19 protein-coding genes are annotated in these 19,308 nt (G+C 71.7%); 14 read left to right on the forward strand and 5 right to left on the reverse strand.

Translation table 11 applies throughout. The features are described from left to right. Window positions 1–24 precede the first annotated feature (24 nt). Together H489_RS32135 and H489_RS32140 are read left to right on the forward strand one after the other, a co-directional pair. Window positions 25–2,517 (forward strand): ATP-binding protein, encoded by a 2,493-nt coding sequence (locus tag H489_RS32135; protein WP_017887944.1) that lies wholly within the window; start codon window positions 25–27, stop codon window positions 2,515–2,517. Then, window positions 2,514–3,197 (forward strand): response regulator, encoded by a 684-nt coding sequence (locus H489_RS32140; protein WP_017887945.1) that lies wholly within the window; start codon window positions 2,514–2,516, stop codon window positions 3,195–3,197. The genes H489_RS32135 and H489_RS32140 overlap by 4 nt, the downstream gene beginning before the upstream one ends. 30 nt (window positions 3,198–3,227) lie before the next feature. Here the strand turns inward: H489_RS32140 and H489_RS32145 are convergent, their stop codons facing one another. Further along, window positions 3,228–4,073 carry a helix-turn-helix transcriptional regulator gene (locus H489_RS32145; protein ID WP_017887946.1) on the reverse strand — a complete coding sequence of 282 codons (846 nt, stop codon included), beginning with the start codon at window positions 4,071–4,073 and terminating at the stop codon, window positions 3,228–3,230. 110 nt (window positions 4,074–4,183) lie between these two features. Here H489_RS32145 and hxlB point away from each other — a divergent pair, with 110 nt between their 5' ends. The 4 genes from hxlB (at window position 4,184) to H489_RS32165 (ending at window position 6,773) form a co-directional block, all read left to right on the forward strand. After that, window positions 4,184–4,747 carry a 6-phospho-3-hexuloisomerase gene (gene hxlB / locus H489_RS32150; RefSeq protein ID WP_017887947.1) on the forward strand — a complete coding sequence of 188 codons (564 nt, stop codon included), beginning with the start codon at window positions 4,184–4,186 and terminating at the stop codon, window positions 4,745–4,747. 11 nt (window positions 4,748–4,758) lie between these two features. After that, complete coding sequence (gene hxlA, locus H489_RS32155; protein WP_017887948.1) at window positions 4,759–5,385, forward strand: 3-hexulose-6-phosphate synthase; 627 nt, start codon at window positions 4,759–4,761, stop codon at window positions 5,383–5,385. Between the two features lie 162 nt (window positions 5,386–5,547). After that, complete coding sequence (locus tag H489_RS32160; RefSeq protein WP_017887949.1) at window positions 5,548–6,054, forward strand: GNAT family N-acetyltransferase; 507 nt, start codon at window positions 5,548–5,550, stop codon at window positions 6,052–6,054. After that, entirely contained in the window at window positions 6,051–6,773 is a 723-nt protein-coding gene (locus H489_RS32165) for an alpha/beta hydrolase (protein ID WP_017887950.1), read from the forward strand. The genes H489_RS32160 and H489_RS32165 overlap by 4 nt, the downstream gene beginning before the upstream one ends. 69 nt (window positions 6,774–6,842) lie before the next feature. On the opposite strand, the gene H489_RS32170 is transcribed toward H489_RS32165, so the two are convergent. Next, complete coding sequence (locus tag H489_RS32170; RefSeq protein ID WP_017887951.1) at window positions 6,843–8,198, reverse strand: APC family permease; 1,356 nt, start codon at window positions 8,196–8,198, stop codon at window positions 6,843–6,845. A 201-nt stretch (window positions 8,199–8,399) separates the two neighbouring features. Here H489_RS32170 and H489_RS32175 point away from each other — a divergent pair, with 201 nt between their 5' ends. The 3 genes from H489_RS32175 (at window position 8,400) to H489_RS32185 (ending at window position 12,711) form a co-directional block, all read left to right on the forward strand. Continuing rightward, the gene (locus tag H489_RS32175; RefSeq protein ID WP_017887952.1) at window positions 8,400–9,173 is read left to right on the forward strand and encodes an HAD family hydrolase; all 774 of its coding nucleotides are present in this window, start codon (window positions 8,400–8,402) and stop codon (window positions 9,171–9,173) included. Between the two features lie 73 nt (window positions 9,174–9,246). Next, window positions 9,247–11,757: a glycoside hydrolase family 65 protein gene (locus tag H489_RS32180; RefSeq protein ID WP_017887953.1), complete on the forward strand. Its 2,511-nt coding sequence runs from the start codon at window positions 9,247–9,249 to the stop codon at window positions 11,755–11,757. Between the two features lie 186 nt (window positions 11,758–11,943). Beyond that, the gene (locus H489_RS32185; protein WP_017887954.1) at window positions 11,944–12,711 is read left to right on the forward strand and encodes an SDR family NAD(P)-dependent oxidoreductase; all 768 of its coding nucleotides are present in this window, start codon (window positions 11,944–11,946) and stop codon (window positions 12,709–12,711) included. 107 nt (window positions 12,712–12,818) lie between these two features. Here H489_RS32185 and H489_RS32190 read toward each other — a convergent pair whose 3' ends face one another. Together H489_RS32190 and H489_RS32195 are read right to left on the reverse strand one after the other, a co-directional pair. Then, window positions 12,819–13,334 (reverse strand): DUF1697 domain-containing protein, encoded by a 516-nt coding sequence (locus tag H489_RS32190; RefSeq protein ID WP_031260160.1) that lies wholly within the window; start codon window positions 13,332–13,334, stop codon window positions 12,819–12,821. A gap of 26 nt (window positions 13,335–13,360) precedes the next feature. After that, window positions 13,361–13,627, reverse strand: coding sequence for a hypothetical protein (locus H489_RS32195; RefSeq protein ID WP_017887956.1), 267 nt, complete (start codon window positions 13,625–13,627; stop codon window positions 13,361–13,363). A gap of 133 nt (window positions 13,628–13,760) precedes the next feature. Between H489_RS32195 and H489_RS32200 the strand changes: the two genes are divergently transcribed. Further along, window positions 13,761–14,213, forward strand: coding sequence for a hypothetical protein (locus H489_RS32200; protein ID WP_017887957.1), 453 nt, complete (start codon window positions 13,761–13,763; stop codon window positions 14,211–14,213). A gap of 195 nt (window positions 14,214–14,408) precedes the next feature. Here the strand turns inward: H489_RS32200 and H489_RS32205 are convergent, their stop codons facing one another. Then, window positions 14,409–15,884, reverse strand: coding sequence for an NCS2 family permease (locus tag H489_RS32205; protein ID WP_017887958.1), 1,476 nt, complete (start codon window positions 15,882–15,884; stop codon window positions 14,409–14,411). Window positions 15,885–16,041: 157 nt separating this feature from the next. Here H489_RS32205 and folE point away from each other — a divergent pair, with 157 nt between their 5' ends. Genes folE through H489_RS32225 form a run of 4 tightly spaced genes read left to right on the forward strand, consistent with a single transcriptional unit; the run spans window position 16,042 to window position 19,024 of the window. Beyond that, window positions 16,042–16,653 carry a GTP cyclohydrolase I gene (gene folE, locus H489_RS32210; protein ID WP_017887959.1) on the forward strand — a complete coding sequence of 204 codons (612 nt, stop codon included), beginning with the start codon at window positions 16,042–16,044 and terminating at the stop codon, window positions 16,651–16,653. Then, the gene (gene folP / locus H489_RS32215) at window positions 16,650–17,600 is read left to right on the forward strand and encodes a dihydropteroate synthase (protein ID WP_017887960.1); all 951 of its coding nucleotides are present in this window, start codon (window positions 16,650–16,652) and stop codon (window positions 17,598–17,600) included. Before folE ends, folP begins: the two co-directional genes overlap by 4 nt. After that, window positions 17,597–18,346 carry a pyrimidine reductase family protein gene (locus H489_RS32220; RefSeq protein ID WP_017887961.1) on the forward strand — a complete coding sequence of 250 codons (750 nt, stop codon included), beginning with the start codon at window positions 17,597–17,599 and terminating at the stop codon, window positions 18,344–18,346. The genes folP and H489_RS32220 overlap by 4 nt, the downstream gene beginning before the upstream one ends. Window positions 18,347–18,370: 24 nt before the next feature. Beyond that, the gene (locus H489_RS32225; protein WP_017887962.1) at window positions 18,371–19,024 is read left to right on the forward strand and encodes an HAD-IA family hydrolase; all 654 of its coding nucleotides are present in this window, start codon (window positions 18,371–18,373) and stop codon (window positions 19,022–19,024) included. The last annotated feature ends 284 nt before the right edge of the window (window positions 19,025–19,308 follow it).

The following is a 19,308-nucleotide window of genomic DNA, read 5'->3' on the forward strand; positions in this document are numbered from 1 at the left end:
CCCCGCACGCGAGAGGATGAGCACGTGAAGCGCGGGAAGCTGCGGGTCCTGCTCGGTGCAGCGCCCGGTGTCGGCAAGACCTACACGATGCTCGAAGAGGGGCGTCGGCTGCTCGACGAGGGTCGCGACGTGGTCGTCGCCGTCGTCGAGACGCACGAGCGCGCCGCCACCGCGGCCCTGGTGAACGGGCTCGAGGTGGTGCCCCGCCGCACCGTCTCGCACCGCGGCGTCGACCTGGACGACCTCGACCTCGACGCCGTCATCGCCCGGGCACCCGAGGTCGCGCTCGTCGACGAACTGGCCCACACGAACGCCCCCGGCAGCCCGAACGAGAAGCGCTGGCAGGACGTCGAAGCGCTGCGGGACGCCGGCATCGACGTCATCTCGACGGTGAACGTGCAGCACATGCAGTCCCTCGGCGACGTGGTCCGCGAGATCACCGGCACCGTGCAGCGCGAGACCGTCCCCGACGCCGTGGTGCGTGCGGCCGACCAGATCGAGGTCGTCGACCTGGCCCCGGCAGCGCTGCGCGAACGGCTCTCCGACGGGCTCGTGTACCCGGCGGCCCGGATCGACGCCGCGCTGTCGAACTACTTCCGCCTCGGCAACCTCACCGCCCTGCGCGAGATCGCCCTGCTCTGGCTCGCGGACGAGGTCGACGACGCGCTCAAGGCCTACCGCGCCGAGCACGGCATCGAACACCGCTGGGAGACCCGGGAGCGCGTGCTCGTCGCCCTGACCGGCGGCCCCGAGGGCGAGACCCTGCTGCGCCGCGGCGCCCGCATCGCCGCCCGCAGCGCCGGCGGCGAGCTCGCCGCCGTCCACGTGACCACGAACGACGGCCTGCGGGTGCGGCACCCCGGCGCGCTCGGCAAGCAGCGGACCCTGCTCGAGCAACTCGGTGGGACGTACCACCAGGTCGTCGGCGACGACGTACCGAGCACCCTGGTGCGGTTCGCACGGTCGATCGACGCCACCCAGATCGTGATCGGGGTCAGCCGCCGCAGCCGGCTCGCGGCCGCCATGACCGGTCCGGGCATCGGCAACACCGTCATCCGGGAGTCCGGCGACATCGACGTGCACGTCGTCACGCACGAGCGGGCCGGCGGCGGGATCACCCTGCCGAAGCTCGGGGGCAGTCTGTCCCGCGGACGCGTGATCGCCGGGTTCGTGCTGTCGGTCCTGGTCGGCCCGCTGCTCACCTGGGTGCTGTCGATCGGCAGCGACCCGGACGCCATCACCGTCGACGTGCTGGCGTACCAGCTGCTCGTGCTCGTCGTGGCGCTCGTGGGCGGGATGTGGCCGGCGGTGTTCGCGGCCGTGCTGTCCGGGCTGAGTCTCGACTACTTCTTCGTGCAACCCCTCTACATGGTGACGGTCCAGCAGCCGTGGCACCTGTTCGCGCTGGTCATGTACGTCATCAGCGCGGTGCTGGTCAGCTTCGTGGTCGACCGGTCCGCCCGCCGGTCACGTGCCGCCCGTCGGGCCTCGGCCGAGTCCGGGCTCCTGATGGGCATCGCCGGCAGTGTGCTCCGTGGTGACGACGCCCTGCAGGCGCTGCTCGACCGCACCCGTGAGGCCTTCGGCTTCGCCGGCGTCCGGATCCGCCAGGGCGACGAGGTGCCGGCGACCTCCGGCGAGTTCGGTGCGACGCCGGACGCGTCGACGACGCTCGCTTCCGGCGCCGTGCTCGAGTTCGCCGGCGCACCCGACGACCCGACCCAGCGCCGCCTGCTGCGGGTCGTCGAGCAGCAGCTCGACGCCGCCGTCGAGCACCGCGAGCTGACCCGCACGGCCGTCGGCGCCGAACGCATCGCCGCCGCCGACCGGGTCCGGAGCGCACTGCTCGCGGCCGTCGGCCACGACGTGCGCCGACCGATCGCAGCGGCCTCCGCCGCCGTGCAGACGCTGCGTGCGCCCGACATCGACCTGTCCGGACCCGACCGGGAGGCGCTGCTCGCGACCGCCGACGAGAGCCTCGGTCAGCTGGCGGTGCTGTTGGCAGACCTGTTGGACGTCAGCCGCGTGCAGGCCGGTGTCCTCGCGGTCACCCCGGCGTCGATCGCACTCGAGACGGTGGTCGCCCCCGCACTCGACGAGCTCGAGCTCGGCCCCGACGACGTCGACCTCGACCTGCCCGCCGACCTGCCGCCGGTGCTCGCCGACCCCGTCCTGCTGCAGCGCGTCGTCGTGAACCTGCTCGCCAACGCCGCCCGGTACGCCCCGGATGGCACCCACGTCCGGGTCGCCGCCAGCGCCTTCGCCGGCGTGGTCGAACTCCGCGTCGCCGACCACGGCCCCGGGATCCCCGCGGACCGCCGCGACGAGGTGTTCCAGCCGTTCCAGCGGCTCGGCGACACCGACAACGAGACCGGCCTCGGGCTCGGCCTGGCTCTGGCACGCGGGTTCACCGAGGGCATGGGCGGCACGATCGAGGTCGACGACACCCCGGGCGGTGGCCTCACCGTCGTGGTGCGGCTGCCGATCGCCGGGCACGTGGGAGTGGAGATCCGATGAAGGTCCTGATCGCTGACGACGACGCGCAGCTCGTCCGTGCGCTGTCGGTGACGCTCTCGGCGCGAGGGTACGACGTCGTCACGGCTCGGGACGGGCGCGAGGCGATCGACGCCGTCATCACCGAGCGCCCCGACCTGGTGCTCCTCGACCTCGGCATGCCCCGACTCGACGGCATCGGGGTGCTCGAGGGCGTCCGGGCCTGGTCGCAGGTGCCCGTCCTGGTGCTCTCCGGCCGGACCGACTCGTCCGACAAGGTCGACGCGCTCGACGCCGGTGCCGACGACTACGTGACGAAGCCGTTCCAGATGGACGAGCTCCTCGCCCGGCTGCGGGCACTCGGACGACGCCGGGTGGTGGCGACGGAGGAGACCCCGACGATCGCGATCGGACCGCTGCTCGTGGACCTCGTCGCGAAGCAGGTCACCCCGGCCGAGGGTCCGGCGATCCGCCTGACGCCCACCGAGTGGCGCCTGCTCGAGGTCCTGGTCACGAACCCCGACCGGCTGATGACCCGCGAGATGCTGTTGACCGAGGTCTGGGGGCCGACGCACGGCAACGACTCCGGGTACCTGCGCCTCTACATGGCCCAGCTGCGGCGGAAGCTCGAGCCCGACCCCGCGCACCCGCGCTTCCTGGTGACGGAGTCCGGAATGGGGTACCGCTTCGCCCCCGGAGCGTAGGAACCCGGTACGCGTCGCGGTCCCGACGGTTCACGCCCGGGAGCTGAACGCCGCGAGCTCCGCCCGGGTCCGGGCGCCGTGCTTCCGGAGCAGGTTCGCCACGTGGTACTTCACGGTGTTGACACTGATGCCGAGCCCCTCGGCGATCTCCCGGTTGCCGACACCGGTCGCCACGAGCCGCAGCACGTCGCGCTCCCGCGGGGTCAGATCGCCGTCGTCGACCGCGTCCACCTCGGTCGGCCGTGGGTCGAGCGGCAGGGAGATGTCGAGCACCGATCCCCACCCCGGGGTGCTCGCGACCTGCACCCGCCCGTCGAGCGTGACGACCCGCTCGGCGATCGGTCGCATGGCGTCGTCCTGCACGTCGAGCGTGCCGGAGCCGTCGTCGCGGAGCTGCATGAGCAGGTTCCGGCCGTCGCAGTCCCACTGGATGCGCACCCGCTTCGCCGCACCGTCGTCGACCAGGGCGAGCACCGCGGTCCGCACGATCGCCCGGGCCGCGTGGGCGACGTCACCCGGCAACGCACGCCCGGTGGCCGGCGGCTCGACGAACTGCACGTCGAGGTCCCCGAAGCGCACGAGCGGCCGCAGATCGGCGCGCAGCCGCGAGAACGCACCGGTGACGGGTTCGAGCAGGGTGCTCCGCTGCTGATCGGTCACGGTGCGCAGGTCGACGAGGGCGGCCGAGGCGATCTCGACGGCCTCGGCCCGGGCGGCCGCGTCGGTGACCCGCGACGACCGGAGCACGGCGAGGACGGATTCGAGGGTGAGGGCGTGCCGGTCCGCCTGCTCGGCGACGGTGCGGGCGTGCTCGGCGGCCGCGAGCCGGATGGCGGAGCCGCCCCGGGCCTCCAGGGTGTCGACCGATGCGTCCATGGAGGCGACCGTACCCGTCCCACCCGAGCGGACGGGCCCACCCGATGGGATGGGACCCCTGCCGGGGCGGGTAGCGGCGCGCAGGGTCTGCTGACGGAAGGATCGTCGTCATGGCAGCAACCACCGTCTCCGCAGCGCTCGACCTGGTCGTCCGCGAGGTCGGCGACCTGGCGGCCCGCCTCGACGACGCTCCCGCACAGCGTGCACTCGACCTGATCGAGGGCGCCGACCGGGTGTTCGTCCACGGCGCCGGTCGCTCCGGCCTCGCCCTCCGCATGACCGCGATGCGTCTCATGCACCTGGGGCTCGACGCGCACGTCGTGGGCGAGGTCACCACCCCGGCCATCCGGCAGGGTGACCTGCTCCTCGTCGCGAGCGGTTCCGGGACGACCACCGGCATCGTGCAGGCCGCACGCACCGCGCACGAGGTCGGGGCATCCGTCGTGGCGCTCTCGACCACCGACGACTCCCCGCTCTCCGAGCTGGCGGACGTCACGATCGTGCTGCCCGCCGCGACGAAGACCGACCGCTCCGGCACCGCCTCGGCCCAGTACGCCGGTGGCCTCTTCGAACAGGCTGTCGCCCTGGTGGGCGACGCCGTGTTCCACGCCCTGTGGGCCCGAGGCGGGCAGTCCGCCGACGACCTCTGGCCCCGTCACGCCAACCTCGAATGAAAGGCACACCCATGCAGCTCCAGTTCGCCATGGACACCCTGACCACCGAAGCCGCCCTCGAGCTCGCCGCCGCGGCCGCGCCGCACGTCGACGTCCTCGAGCTCGGCACGCCCCTGATCAAGAGCGCCGGCCTGTCCGCCGTCACCGCGATCAAGGAAGCGCACCCCGACAAGATCGTGTTCGCCGACCTCAAGACCATGGACGCCGGTGAGCTCGAGGCCGACATCGCCTTCTCGGCCGGTGCCGACCTGGTCACCGTCCTCGGTGTCGCCGGCGACTCGACGATCGTCGGCGCCGTCAAGGCCGCGAAGAAGCACGGCAAGGGCATCGTCGTCGACCTGATCGGCGTCTCCGACAAGGCCGCCCGTGCCCGCGAGGTCGTCGCACTCGGCGCCGAGTTCGTCGAGGTCCACGCCGGGCTCGACGAGCAGGCGGAAGAGGGCTTCACCTTCTCGACCCTGCTCGACGCCGGCAAGGACTCGGGCGTCCCGTTCTCGATCGCGGGCGGCGTGAACGCGTCCTCGGTCGCCTCGGTGCAGGATGCCGGTGCCCGCATCGCCGTCGCCGGCAGCGCGATCTACAGCGCCTCGGACGTCGGCGCAGCCGCCGCCGAGATCCGCGCCGCCATCAAGGCGTAGTCCCGGTCGCCCTTCCCGGGCGACGGCCGACGAGTGAGCAGAAGACGTCGGGTGCGACCACCGCACCCGACGTCTTCTGCGCACTGGATGCGGGACCCTGCCGGTCCCGCCCTGCCGGTCCCGCCCTGCCGGTCGCACCCCGCTCCGCGGTACCGTCGGGACGTGGGGATCGAACTGCGCCGCGTGACCGCCGACGACTGGGAAGCGTGGCGACCCGTGCGCCTCCGCGCCCTCGCCGACGCCCCGCACGCCTTCGGCTCGACGCTGCAGGACTGGGTGGACGCCCCCGAGCACCGGTGGCGCACCCGCCTGTCGATCCCGGGAGCGCTCGACCTGCTCGCGGTCGACACCGATGCCGACGGACCCGGCGCGGTCGTCGGGATGGCCAGCGGCGTCCCGCCCACCGACCCGGACGGCCCCGCCGAGCTCATCTCGATGTGGGTCGCCCCGGCAGCGCGCGGCCGCGGCATCGCCCGTGCACTCATCGACGCCATCGCCACGTGGGCGGCTGCTACCGGAGCCACCGAACTCGAACTCTCGGTGCTGCCCGACAACGCCGTCGCCCGTCGCGCCTACGAGCACGTCGGCTTCAGCGCACGCGACGAACCCGGCGATCCGTTGCCGGACGGCCGGACCGAGGTCCTGATGCGCCGTACGGTGGCCACATGAACCGAGCGCTGCGCTGGACCACCTGGATCGTCGCCGTCGTCGTCCTGCTCGCGGTGGTGTTCCTCGTGTGGGCGCACATCGTCATGCAGGGCACGCGCAGTGCCGCCCTGCAGGTCTGGCGTGACGACCGGATCGCGGTGCGGGACGCCGGTGACTCGGTGGTGATGACCCCGACCGGCCAGGCCGACGGGGTCGGGATCGTGTTCATCCCCGGTGCGAAGGTGGATCCCTACGCCTACATGGCGACGTTCCGGCAGGTGGTCGCCAACGGCACGACGGTCGTCATCACGAAGCCGACGCTCAACCTGGCGTTCTTCGACACCCGGCCGCTCGCCACGTTCGAGGCCCACGCCCCCTCGGTCACGCGCTGGGCCGTCGGCGGGCACTCCCTCGGCGGGGTCCGTGCGTGCCAGCTCGCCCAGGACGCCGACGGTCTGCTGCTCTTCGGCAGCTACTGCGCGAACGACATCAGCCGCTCGTACATCGACGTGCTGAGCGTCTCCGGTTCGCGTGACGGCCTGTCGACGCCGGCCAAGGTCGACGCCGCGCGGGACAAGCTGCCGTCGACCGCCACCATGACCGAGATCCAGGGGTCGAACCACGCCGACTTCGGTGCCTACGGCGACCAGCCGGGCGACCGGACGGCGACCATCAGCCGTGCTGATGCCCGGCAGCAGATCTCGGACGCGGTCGAGGCCTGGGTGCGCGACCTGCGCTGACTCCGCGCGCCGACCGGCGGACGCACCACGGGCCTCCAGACGGTCTGCCTGGAGGCCCGTGGTGCGACGTCAGTGGATCACGCCCGCCTCGTGGTCGCGTCCGGAACGGCGCCCGGTGAACCGGGCGATGAAGTAGAGCACCACGCCGACGGCGAGCAGGATCGCGGCGTAGAGCCAGACCTGCCCGCTCTGCTGCGTGAGCAGCAGGACGCACGACAGCACCCCGAGCACCGGGACGAAGGTCCAGACCCGGAAGTGGTCGTGCTCGACGTGGTCGCGGCGGAGCACCAGGACGGCGACGTTCGTGCTGATGAACACGAAGAGCAGCAGGAGCACGACGGTCTCGGCCAGCACGCCCACGTCACCCACCAGGGTCAGGAGCATCGCGACGACCGTCGTGGCGACGATCGCGGTCCACGGGGTCTTCCGGTTCGGCAGGACCTTCGCGAGCAGGGCGGGCAGGAGCCGCTGCTCGGCCATGCCGTAGGTCACGCGGCTCGCCATGATCATCGTGAGCAGCGCGCCGTTCGCGACGGCGACCAGGGCGATGAGGCTGAAGACCCAGTCGGGGATCGGGACGCCGGTGGCGGAGACGACCGCGAGCAGCGGGCCGCTGGACTCGGACAGCTCGGACGCGGGCAGGGCGATCGCGCTGGCGAGGGCGACGAGGACGTAGACGACGCCGGCCGTGGCGAGGGCGCCGAACAGGGCCTTCGGGTAGACGCGGCGGGGGTCGCGGACCTCTTCGGCGATGTTGGCGGACGTCTCGAAGCCGACGAACGAGTAGTAGGCGACGATCGCGGCGCTCAGCGTCGCCAGGGCCGGGTTCGCCTCGGACGGGAACGCGCCGATGCGCGAGACGTCGCCGCCGCCCCCGCCGATCATCACGGCCACGACGACGACCACGATGACGAGGCCGGAGACCTCGATGACCGTCATCACGACGTTGCTCCTGAGCGAGTCGGAGATGCCGCGGGCGTTCAGGCAGGCGATCAGGGCGAGGAAGACGATCGCGGTGGGCACCGGAGGCAGGTCGACGAAGGTGCCGAGGTAGTCGCCGGCGAAGGCGAGCGACAACCCGGCGGCGCTCGTGACACCGGCGGCGAGCATGCTGAAGCCGACCAGGAACGAGACGATCGGCGTCTTGTAGGCCCGTTCGGCGAAGACCGCGGCACCGCCCGCCTTCGGGTACTTCGTCACGAGTTCGGCGTACGACCCCGCGGTGAGCAGGGCCAGCAGGAGCGCGAGCACCAACGGTGCCCAGAGCGCTCCGCCGACGTCCTCCGCCAGGGTCCCCATCAACGCGTAGATGCCGGCGCCGAGCACGTCGCCCAGGATGAAGAGGAACAGCAGCGGGCCGGTGATCGCCTGGCGGAGCTTCGACTGCGAGCCGTCGTGGGGTGCGGCGGTGGTGTCGCTGGTCATGGAGGTGCCTTTCGTCCGGGTCAGCGTGCCGGGGTGTGTCTCGGAGGCTTCACAGGTGCGCCGCGGAGGGGGTTCCCCCTGCACAGTGCAGCCCCTGGTGAACTCTCTCCACAGCGTGCGGCGCGTCGGGACCCGGCACCTGGAGCGGTCCTAGACTCGTCGGGAGCCACACGTCCACCACCAGTCCCCGGAGGACCGCAGATGACGACGCAGGACCAGCGCACGCCCGCTCGACTCAGTGACCAGCGAGCGCTCCTGTTCGACCTCGACGGCGTGCTCACCCCCACCGCCGACGTGCACATGCGGGCCTGGAGCCGGCTCTTCACGCCGTACCTCGAAGCGCACGGGGTCGCGCCGTACACCGAGCAGGACTACTTCACGTACATCGACGGCAAGCCCCGGTACGACGGCGTGCGCTCGCTGCTCGAGTCGCGTGGCATCGACCTGCCGCAGGGCACCCCGGACGAAGCGCCCGACACCGACACGGTGTGCGGGCTCGGCAACCGGAAGAACGCGGAGTTCACGGCCGAGCTCGACGAGCACGGTGTCGAGCCCTACCCGGGCTCGCTGCGGTTCCTGACCGCCGCGATCGACGCCGGTCTGTCCGTCGCGGTCGTCTCGAGCTCGGCGAACGCCACCTCGGTGCTCCGGACGGCGGGCATCCTCGACCGGTTCCCTGTGGTCGTCGACGGGCTCGTCGCGCGCCAGGACGGCCTGACCGGCAAGCCGGCGCCCGACACCTACCTCGACGCGGCAACGCGGTTCGGGCTCACCGCCGCCGAGTGCGTCGTGGTGGAAGACGCGACGAGCGGGGTCGAAGCCGGCCGCAACGGTTCGTTCGGTCTGGTCATCGGTGTCGACCGCGGTGCCGGGGCGGACGCCCTGCGCGAGCACGGTGCCGACGTCGTGGTGTCCGACCTCGCCGAACTCCTCGACGACCTGCCCGCACCGGTCGCCAGCACCAGCACGACGTAGGCCACCCGGCCGGGCGCTCCCTGCCTGCCCGCCGCACCGACGTACCCATCTCCCTCCCTTCCCACGGAGCAGCATGAACCCCATCACCTCGGACCCCCTCGACCGCGTCCGCTACCCGATCGACGAGTGGGCCCTCGTCGAGACCGAGTACACCCCCGACGAGCAGGGCGTCGCCGAGACGAACTTCGCTGTCGGCAACGGGTACCTCGGCCTGCGCGGCAACCTCGACGAAGGCCGTGGCGGCGTGCAGTACGGCACGTACGTCAACGGCTTCCACGAGACCTGGCCGATCCGGCACGCGGAAGACGCCTTCGGCTTCGCGAAGACCGGGCAGACGATCATCAACGCGCCCGACGCCAAGGTCATCCGCCTCTACGTCGACGACGAGCCCCTGGTGCTGGCCGAGGCCGACATCCTGCGGCACACCCGCCGGTTGGAGTTCCGTGGCGGGTACCTGTTCCGCGAGACCGAGTGGTCGACGCCGTCCGGCAAGCGGGTCCTCATCCGGTCGCGCCGGCTCGTGTCGTTCACCGACCGGCACCTCGCCGTCATCGACTACGAGGTCACCGTGCTCGACGCAGACGCCTCGATCCTGCTGTCCAGCCAGATCCTCAACCGCCAGGACGTGCAGGACGAGTACCACGCCGGCATGCGGGCCGCGGCGAACGCCTTCGACCCCCGCAAGGCCGAGTCGTTCACCGAGCGGGTGCTCGTGCCGAAGGTCAAGCGCAGCACCGGTGACCGTTCGGTCCTCGGGTACCAGGCGTCCAGCTCCGGCATGACGATCTGCGTCGGCGTCGAGCACCACATCGAGACCGAGAACAGCTGGGACGAGTCGTCGTCGATCGAGGACGACCTGGCGAAGCACGTCTACCGGGTGCAGGCCCGCGCCGGTCAGCCCATCCGCCTCGTGAAGCACGTGGTCTACCACACCTCGCGCGGCGTGCCCGTGCGTGAGCTCGCCGACCGGTGCGAGCGCACGCTCGACCGCGCACACGCCGAGAACGTCGACGAGACCTTCGCGAAGCAGCGCGAGTGGCTCGACGACTACTGGGCACGCAGCGACGTCGAGATCACCGGCCAGCCCGCGATCCAGCAGGCCGTGCGGTGGAACCTCTTCCAGCTCGCGCAGGCCACGGCCCGCACCGACGGCCACGGCATCGCCGCGAAGGGCGTCACCGGCTCCGGCTACGGCGGCCACTACTTCTGGGACATGGAGATCTACGTCCTGCCGTTCCTGTCGTACACGGCGCCGATCGTTGCCCGGAACGCCCTGCGCTTCCGCTACAACATGCTCGACGCGGCACGGGCGCGAGCCCGCGAGCTGAACCAGCGCGGGGCGCTGTTCCCGTGGCGGACCATCAACGGCGAGGAGTCCAGCGCGTACTACGCCGCCGGCACCGCGCAGTACCACATCGACGCCGACATCGCCCATGCACTCATGCAGTACGTGCGGGCATCGGGCGACCGTGAGTTCCTGAAGCGCGGCGCCATCGACGTGCTCGTGGAGACCGCCCGACTCTGGGCCGACCTCGGGTTCTGGCGGTCCAACGGCGACAAGAAGTTCCACATCGACGGCGTGACCGGACCGGACGAGTACACGACCGTCGTCGACGACAACCTCTACACGAACGTGATGGCGCGTGCGAACCTGTGGTTCGCCGTCAACGCCTGCCGCGAGCTCGCCGCCGACGACGCCGAAGAGTACGACCGCATGGTGCGCCGGACCGGCCTGCGCCCCGACGAGCTCGTCGAGTGGGAGCACGCCGCCGAGTCGATGGAGATCCCCTTCGACCCGCACCGCGGCATCCACCCGCAGGACGCCCAGTTCCTCGACAAGGAACTCTGGGACCTCGAGAACACCCCCGACTCCAAGCGCCCGCTGCTGCTCCACTACCACCCGCTGGTGATCTACCGGTTCCAGGTGCTCAAGCAGGCCGACGTCGTGCTCGCACTGTTCCTGCAGGGGCACGAGTTCACGGCGGCCGAGAAGCGTCGCGACTTCGACTACTACGACGCACTCACCACCGGTGACTCCACGCTGTCGGCGGTCGTGCAGTCGATCATGGCGGCCGAGGTCGGCTACCACGACCTCGCCGACCAGTACTTCCAGACCGCGCTCTACGTCGACCTGGCGGACCTGCACGGCAACACCTCGGACGGCGTGCACATCGCGTCGACCGGTGGCATCTGGGGTGCGCTGGTCAACGGCTTCGGCGGCATGCGCGACCACGGTGGCCGGATGACCTTCAACCCGCGGCTGCCGAAGCACTGGGACCGTCTGTCCTACCGCCTGACGGTGCGCGGCTCGCGCGTGCGGATCGACCTGGAGCAGGACACCATGACGCTCACGGTCGAGACCGGTGCGGGCTTCACCGTGTGGGTGCACAACCAGCAGTGGGACATCGAGGCGGGGGAGCCCACCGTGGTGCCGCTGCCGCACCACGGGCCGCGGATGTCCGGGCACGCTCCGACCACGAGCGACATCCAGGGCACGCTGCGTGCCGACGGCTCGGTGATCACCGCGTCGATCCCGACGATCTCGCTCGAGCGCGACTTCGACCTCGACGAGACGACCGCCTGACACCGGTTCCTCCGCCCGCGGTCACACGTCGCCCCGGTCCCGCCTCGCGGTGCCGGGGTGACGTGCGCGGCGCGTGCTCCCGGCACCTCCGAACGCGTTCAGTCGCCCCCGGGCACCGTGGTCTGCCGTGCCCTTCGGGTCGATGGCGTCTCCCCGGGCACGGTTCGTGCAACGAGAGGAGACATCATGGGCAACCGGTTCGAGGGCAAGGTCGCGATCGTCACGGGCGCGGGTTCGGGCATCGGCGCAGCGACGGCGCGCGCGTTCGTCGACGAGGGTGCGTCCGTCGTGCTGACCGACAGCGTCGAGGAGAAGGTCCGCACGGTGGGAGACTCCCTGCCGACCGACCGTGTCGTCTCCCTGCACGCCGACGTGGCGAGCCCGGAGGACTGGGAGACCGTCGTCTCCGCGGCGATCGACCGCTTCGACCGGCTCGACGTCCTGGTGAACAACGCCGGGACCTTCAGCTCGGGCGACATCACCGACATCAGCACGGCCGAGTGGCGCCGCGTCATCGAGACCGACCTGTCCGGGGTGTTCTACGGCACCCGGGCAGCGTTGCCGTTCCTGCGCGAGACGAAGGGTTCGATCGTCAACACGTCGTCGGTCTCCGGTGAGGACGCCGACTGGCGGATGAGCCCGTACAACGCGGCGAAGGGCGGCGTCACGAACTTCACGAAGGCGGCCGCGCTCGACAACGGGCAGTTCGGCGTCCGCGTGAACGCCGTCGCTCCGGGACTCATCTGGACCGACCTGACCCAGGAGCAGGCCGAGGACGAGGCCCTGCAGTCGAAGTTCGAGGAGCGGATCGCGCTCGGCCGTGGGGGTCGCTCCGCCGAGGTCGCCGAGGCGATCCTGTTCCTGGCCAGCGACGCTGCGTCGTTCATCACGGGCGCGGTCCTGCCGGTGGACGGCGGCACCATGGCGAGCAACGGGCAGCCTCCGCAGGCCTGAGCCTCCGCCGCGTCGGCGGAGACTCGGCCCGGCGGACACTTCGGGCGGTCAGGAACGCCCGGATCGTCCGCGGGAGCGAGTCTCGGCCCGCTTCGAGTGCACGAGCGTCACAGGAGCTTCCGCAGGGTGTTCGTGTTGCGGGTCGTCGTCGTGCGCTTGAAGCGTGCGGCGCCGGCCCGCTTGGCGAACACCGTGTCGGTGCTCGACCCCTTCGGGCACGACCAGTAGACGACGCCGTTCCCACGGGCGACCTGCTCGACCGCGTCGTCGAACTCGAGGTCGGCCACCAGGGCGTCGAGCGCTGCATCCTCGGACCCGAACACGACGTAGTCGTGCCGATCGTCGTCACGCGCGAAGGGGAACCCGTCGACGACAGCGGCGAGGGCGTCGTGCCGGACGAGCACGATCCATGCGTCGTACCCGAACCGGTCGCGCAGCCCCTGCTCGATCGACGTCTTGAGCCGTCCGGCGGGCACGTCGGCTGCGAACACGACGTTGCCCGAGGCGAGCACGGTGCGCACGTCGTCGAACCCGAGCCCCCGGAAGAGTTCCGCGAGTTCGGCGCTCCGGATCGTGACGCCGTTCACGTTGACCCCGCGCAGCAGCGCCACCCACCTGTCCATGTCCGGACGGTAGCGGTCCGAGCCGTTCACGTCCACGTCCGGGCCACGCCCCAACCAGAGCCCTGCGGAACGATGTCGACCACCAGCGCCTCACCGTCGTCGTCGCTGGTCGCCTGGAACCGCCAGCCCACGGTGCGCTCGGGTGCGTGCGTGATCGCGGTCGGCAGTTCGGCGCGCGTCACGGTCAGCCGCGTGGGGGTGTCGCTCACCCGCCAACGCCGTCCGGCCCACACCAGCCGGGTCGGCGTGCCCTCGGACCACCACACCGTGGCGGCCGTTTCGGTGATCATCATCGGGTCTCCTTGTTCGAACGTGTGTTCGAATGGTAGGTGTCGACCTCTGACGTCGCAACCACCGGCAGTGGACCTCGGCGGGTCGTGCACGAACCTCTCGAACGACGCAGCAACCCTCGTGTAGACGGGACCCATGACGAACGACGCACAGGGCCCCGACGCACAGCACCAGGTTCCCGAGGGGGTGTCCGAGGCCACGGTCGAGGCGCTCGGCAGCCTGTCCGCCGCGGTCGAGGTCATCGAGCACGCCCGTGGCCTGCTCTACGGGTTCCACCGCCTGACCGGCACCGCCGACCTGAACCTCGGTGAAGCGGTCGAGCAGCTCCGGAAGGCCGGACACACCGAACTCGCCGAGCGCATCGACACCGAACTCGTGGGCCGCAACGTCATCGCGGGCCGCTGGACGTTCCAGATCGTCGAGGACTACGACGACGGCTACTACGCCCTCGCCAAGGAGCTCGAGCGCACCGCGCGGGACGAGCTCGTGCAGGGCCGCCGCCACCTGTTCGAGGCGGGCATGAAGGAAGACCGACGCACCCAGGACCAGCGCCACCACGAGGCGACGCCGAGCGACCTGCCGGATTGAGCACGGGCCTCCAGGCCGACGCGGCCGACGCGGCCGACGGAAGACGCCGGCGTCTTGCGGAAGACGCCGGCGTCATCCGGACACGCCGCGGAAACGTCGAGACGCCGCCGGATTCGGCGGCGTCTCGATGACACGACGGCGTCTTGCGCCGGACCCCGATCAGCAAGGCCCAGCAGCAAGGCCCAGCAGCAAGCCTCAACCGACGCCGAGCATCGTCTCCAGCGGCCCCCGCGCGAAGTACAGCAGGAAGCCCGCGGCGACGACGTAGAGCAGCCACGAGACGTCGCGGCCACGGCCGGACAGCAGCTTGATGAGCACCCAGCTGATGAAGCCGGCGCCGATGCCGTTCGCGATCGAGTAGGTCAGCGGCATGACGACGATCGTCAGGAAGGCGGGCAGGGCCGAGCCGAAGTCCGACCACGAGATGTCCGCGACCTGCGCGACCATGAGCGCACCGACGACGACGAGCCCGGCGGCGGCGACCTCGAGCGGGACGACCTGGGTGAGCGGCGTGAGGAACATCGACGCCAGGAACAGCAGCCCGGTGACGACCGAGGCCATGCCCGTGCGGGCACCCTCGCCGATGCCGGAGGCCGAGTCGATGAAGACGGTGTTCGACGACACCGACGCGCCACCACCGGCGATCGCGCCGACGCCCTCGACGACGAGCGCCGACTTCAGGCGGGGGAACGTGCCGTCCGGCTTCGCGACACCGGCGGCCTTGGCCAGCCCCGTCATGGTGCCCATCGCGTCGAAGAAGTTCGTGAACACGAGGGTGAAGACGAGCATCGACGCGGCGAGCGGGCCGATGCGGGTGAAGGCGCCGACGACGTCGGCGTGGCCGACGAGCGACAGGTCCGGCACGGCGAACAGTGCGCTCGGCAGACCGGGGGCGTTGAGGTTCCAGCCGGTCTTCGAGTCGACCGAGGTCGGCACCTGGAAGATCGCCTGCAGGATGATCGCGATGATCGTGGTCGCGACGATGCCGATGAGCAGCGCACCCTTGACCCGGCGGGCCATGAGCGTGCCGATGATGATCAGGCCGATCAGGAACACGACGGTCGGCAGCGCCCCGACGGAACCGTCCTCACCGAGCTGCAGCGGTGGCGACGGGTTCCCGGAGGACCGCACGAAGCCGGAGTCGACGAGCCCGATGAACGCGATGAACAGGCCGATGCCGACGGTGATCGCGGCTTTCAGCTGAGCCGGGACGGCGGTGAAGATCATCGTCCGGATGCCCGTCAACGCGAGGATCACGATGATCACGCCGTTGATGACGACCAGGCCCATCGCCTCGGCCCAGGTGACCTGGTGCACGACGCTGACAGCGAGGAACGAGTTGATCCCGAGCCCCGCGGCGATGCCGAACGGCAGGTTCGCGATGATGCCCATCGCGATGGTCATGACGCCGGCGACGAGGCCGGTCGCCGCCGCCACCTGAGCGTTCTCGAGCCACCCGCCGTTGACGTCCTTCGCGGCCTGGTCGGCGCTGAACCCACCGAGGATGAGGGGGTTCAGGATCACGATGTAGGCCATCGTGACGAACGAGACGAGGCCACCGCGGACCTCGCGGGGGATCGACGATCCGCGTTGCGTGATGGAGAAGAATCGATCGAGGCCGGTCGCGAAGCGGTTCCGGGGCGTGGTGTCGGTCTGCGGGGCGCTCACCACGAGAGTTTAAAGGACGCTGGGTTTCGGGCGTGTCACACCGGTCTCACAGGTTCCGGCGGCCGGGAGGCCCGTCCCACGCGGGTCGCGCACGTCGCGCTGGGTGTCTGCCCGCGTTCTCCGGCCAGGGCTGGTGTTGGATGAGCGGGTGACGTCACACATGGACCGCGCCCGTGTGGAGGCCGCCGTCCGCGAGCTGCTGCTCGCCATCGGCGAGGACCCCGACCGCCCGGAACTCACCCGCACCCCCGCCCGGGTCGCCGACTCGTACTCCGAGTTCTTCTCCGGGATCGGCACCGATGCGGTCGCGATCGCCCGGGACGGCACCGTGCACGCCGAGGACGGCGAACGCGGTCGGCTCGTCATCGTCCGCGACGTGAAGTTCCGATCCGTCTGCGAGCACCACCTGCTGCCATTCCTCGGGGTCGCGCACCTGGCGTACGCCCCGGGGGAACGGCTCATCGGCCTCGGCACGCTGGCACGGGTGCTCGACGCGGTGGCCTCCCGCCCGCAGCTGCAGGAGCGGCTCGGTGAACAGGTCACCGCGACCATCGCCGAGGGCCTCGGCGCCGAGGGTGTCCTGGTGGTCCTCGACGCGCAGCACCAGTGCGTGACGACGCGTGGGGAGCGCCAGACCGGTTCGACGACGGTGACGGTCGCGGCGACCGGCTCGCTGGCCGACACCGCGGGACGGGCCGAGGCGATCGCGCTCATCGGCGCGGGGCGTCGGACCGATGCCGCGGGTGCGGCGACTGCCGAGGCGGGCGCATGACCGGCCTCCCGCACGTCTCGGGCGAACACGCCGCGGCCGGATCCGACGCGGCCGGACCTGGCTGGGTCGTGCCGGACCTGCGGCACCCGGTCCGGACGTTCGGACGCCGCACCATCGACTTCGACCACCGCATCGCCGTGATGGCGATCGTGAACCGCACCCCGGACTCGTTCCACGACCGCGGCGCCACCTTCGAGCTCGACCGGGCCGTCGCCGCCTCGGTCCGCGCAGCCGAGCAGGGTGCCGACTGGGTCGACATCGGCGGCGTGAAGTTCGCCCCCGGCCCGGAGCTGCCCGCGTCCGACGAGATCGACCGGGTCGTCCCCGTCGTCGAGCAGCTCGCCCAGCAGTCCGACGTCGTCATCAGCGTCGACACCTTCCGACCCGAGGTCGCCGCGGCGGCGATCGCAGCCGGCGCGACCGTCGTCAACGACACCACCGGCCTGTCCGACCCGCGGATGGCCGCCGTGGTCGCCGACTCCGAGGCCACCGTCGTCATCACGCACTCGCTCGCCGAACCCCGTCGTCCCCTGCCGGCCCCACCGCAGTACGCCGACATCGCGGGCGAGGTCGTCGCGTTCCTGCGCGAACGGGTCGACCGGGCGCTCGCCGCGGGCATCCCGGAGTCGCGGATCATCGTCGACCCGGGCCACGACCTGCACAAGAACACCGTGCACACCCTCGAGATCACCCGGCGCCTGCCCGAGGTCGTCGCCCTCGGCTACCCGGTGCTCGCCGCGGTGTCGAACAAGGACTTCGTCGGGGAGTCGCTCGGACGCCCCCGCGGGGAACGGCTCTCCGGATCGCTCGCCGTCGCGACCGTGAGCGCGATGCTCGGCGCCCGGATCGTCCGCATGCACGACGTCGCCGAGAGCGTCGACGCGATGCGCATGGTCGAGGCCACCCTCGGATGGCGCACCCCCGTGGAATCGAGGCACAACACGTGACCGTCCTGCCCCCGTCGATCGCGGACCTGTCCGACGACGACCTGCTCGAGCTCTACACCGCCGACGTCGGGGACCCCTGGCTCCGCGTGAACTTCGTCGCGACGCTGGACGGCTCGGCCTCGGCCGCCGGGGTGTCCGGGTCGCTCGGCGGCGACGACGACCTGCGGGTCTTCGACCTGCTCCGCCGCGTGGCCGACGTCGTGCTCGTCGCCGCCGGCACCGTCCGTGACGAGGGCTACGGGCCGATGGTCCTGCACGACGCCGACGTTGCCTGGCGTCGGGCCCACGGCATGCCGGACCACCCCGTGTTCGCGATCGTCACCGGGTCGCTGTCGCTCGACCCGGCGTCGCGGGTCTTCACCGAGGCGCCGGTGCGGCCGATCGTCCTGACCTCGGCGACGGCGGCTGCCTCGGCGACGGCCCGGGCGCTCGCCGAGGTGGCCGACATCGTGCCCTGCAGCGCGGACGCTGACCCAGACTCGGTGGACGCCGGACGGATCCGCGGTCTGCTGGCCGATCGTGGCCTCGGAACGATCCACTGCGAGGGTGGTCCGTCGTTCCTCGGGGCGCTCGTCGCCGCGGACGCCGTCGACGAGCTGACCCTGACGATCGACCCGTCGCTCGAGGGCGGGGAGGGACCGCGCATCGCCCGCGGGTCGTCCCCGGAGCTCCGGCGGATGCGACCGGCGCACGTGCTGCTCGGCGCCGGCGACGTGCTGCTCACGCGGTACGTCCGGGCGCGCTGACCCCCTTGGGCTAGGGTCGGGCGCGTGATCGACATCGTGGCGTCCGGGGTCCTCTTCGACATGGACGGGACCCTCGTCGACTCGACCGCGGTGGTCGAGGCGACCTGGACCCGGTTCGGCCACGCGAACGGCATCGACCCCGACGAGATCCTCGCGTTCTCGCACGGACGGCAGGCGATCGACACCCTGCGGCGCTTCCTGCCCGACCTGCCCCTGGCCGAGCAGCAGCGGATCGCGGCGGAGCTCGTCGCCGAGGAGACCGCGAGCACCGAGGGCATCCTCGAGATCCCCGGCGCCGTCGCCTTCGTGCAGCGCCTCGTCGACCTCGGCGTCCCGGTCGCCCTCGTGACGAGCGCGCCCCGTGACCTCGCCGCGGGCCGGATGGCGGCCGCCGGGTTCGCCGTGCCCGAGGCCTTCGTCCCCTCGGAGGACGTCGAGCACGGCAAGCCCCACCCCGACGGCTACCTGCGCGGCGCCGCCCTGCTCGGTGTCGACCCCGCCGACTGCGTGGCGTTCGAGGACGCCCCCGCCGGCCTGGAGTCCGCCATCGCCTCCGGCGCGGCCACGGTCGTCGTCGGTCCCCTCGAGCACCCCGTGACCGCCGGGCTGCACCGGGTGCACGGGTACGACGGGCTGACCGTGGAGCGCGACGGCGGCGCCTTCCGCATCCGGGGCTGAGCCCCGGCCGGTCAGGACACCCCGCCCGCCCTGCGCCGAGTGGTCGCGAACCGTCGGCTGCGCCGTCGCCAGCCGACACTTCGTGGCTACCGCGCGGACGTGAGCGGGGAGTTGCGACCGGTCGCGCTGTCGGCCTGGAGGCCCGTGGCGGGCCCACGGTCGCACGGGAGGCACGGTGCGGGCCTGCCACGGGCCTCCAGGCCGACAGCGCGACCGGTCGCAACTCCCCGCTCAGGTCCGCGCGGCGGCCACGAAGTGTCGGCTGGCGGCGGCGCAGCCGACGG

It is taken from the genome of Curtobacterium flaccumfaciens UCD-AKU (assembly GCF_000349565.1).
In the GTDB taxonomy this organism is placed as follows: domain Bacteria; phylum Actinomycetota; class Actinomycetes; order Actinomycetales; family Microbacteriaceae; genus Curtobacterium; species Curtobacterium poinsettiae.

Excerpts from the sequence above, each read along its gene's own strand:
- H489_RS32140 (WP_017887945.1), top strand. The coding sequence starts at position 2,514 with ATGAAGGTCCTGATCGCTGACGACGACGCGCAGCTCGTCCGTGCGCTG.
- H489_RS32145 (WP_017887946.1), bottom strand. The coding sequence starts at position 4,073 with ATGGACGCATCGGTCGACACCCTGGAGGCCCGGGGCGGCTCCGCCATC.
- hxlB (WP_017887947.1), top strand. The coding sequence starts at position 4,184 with ATGGCAGCAACCACCGTCTCCGCAGCGCTCGACCTGGTCGTCCGCGAG.
- hxlA (WP_017887948.1), top strand. The coding sequence starts at position 4,759 with ATGCAGCTCCAGTTCGCCATGGACACCCTGACCACCGAAGCCGCCCTC.
- H489_RS32165 (WP_017887950.1), top strand. The coding sequence starts at position 6,051 with ATGAACCGAGCGCTGCGCTGGACCACCTGGATCGTCGCCGTCGTCGTC.
- H489_RS32170 (WP_017887951.1), bottom strand. The coding sequence starts at position 8,198 with ATGACCAGCGACACCACCGCCGCACCCCACGACGGCTCGCAGTCGAAG.
- H489_RS32175 (WP_017887952.1), top strand. The coding sequence starts at position 8,400 with ATGACGACGCAGGACCAGCGCACGCCCGCTCGACTCAGTGACCAGCGA.
- H489_RS32180 (WP_017887953.1), top strand. The coding sequence starts at position 9,247 with ATGAACCCCATCACCTCGGACCCCCTCGACCGCGTCCGCTACCCGATC.
- H489_RS32185 (WP_017887954.1), top strand. The coding sequence starts at position 11,944 with ATGGGCAACCGGTTCGAGGGCAAGGTCGCGATCGTCACGGGCGCGGGT.
- H489_RS32190 (WP_031260160.1), bottom strand. The coding sequence starts at position 13,334 with ATGGACAGGTGGGTGGCGCTGCTGCGCGGGGTCAACGTGAACGGCGTC.
- H489_RS32195 (WP_017887956.1), bottom strand. The coding sequence starts at position 13,627 with ATGATGATCACCGAAACGGCCGCCACGGTGTGGTGGTCCGAGGGCACG.
- H489_RS32200 (WP_017887957.1), top strand. The coding sequence starts at position 13,761 with ATGACGAACGACGCACAGGGCCCCGACGCACAGCACCAGGTTCCCGAG.
- folE (WP_017887959.1), top strand. The coding sequence starts at position 16,042 with ATGGACCGCGCCCGTGTGGAGGCCGCCGTCCGCGAGCTGCTGCTCGCC.
- folP (WP_017887960.1), top strand. The coding sequence starts at position 16,650 with ATGACCGGCCTCCCGCACGTCTCGGGCGAACACGCCGCGGCCGGATCC.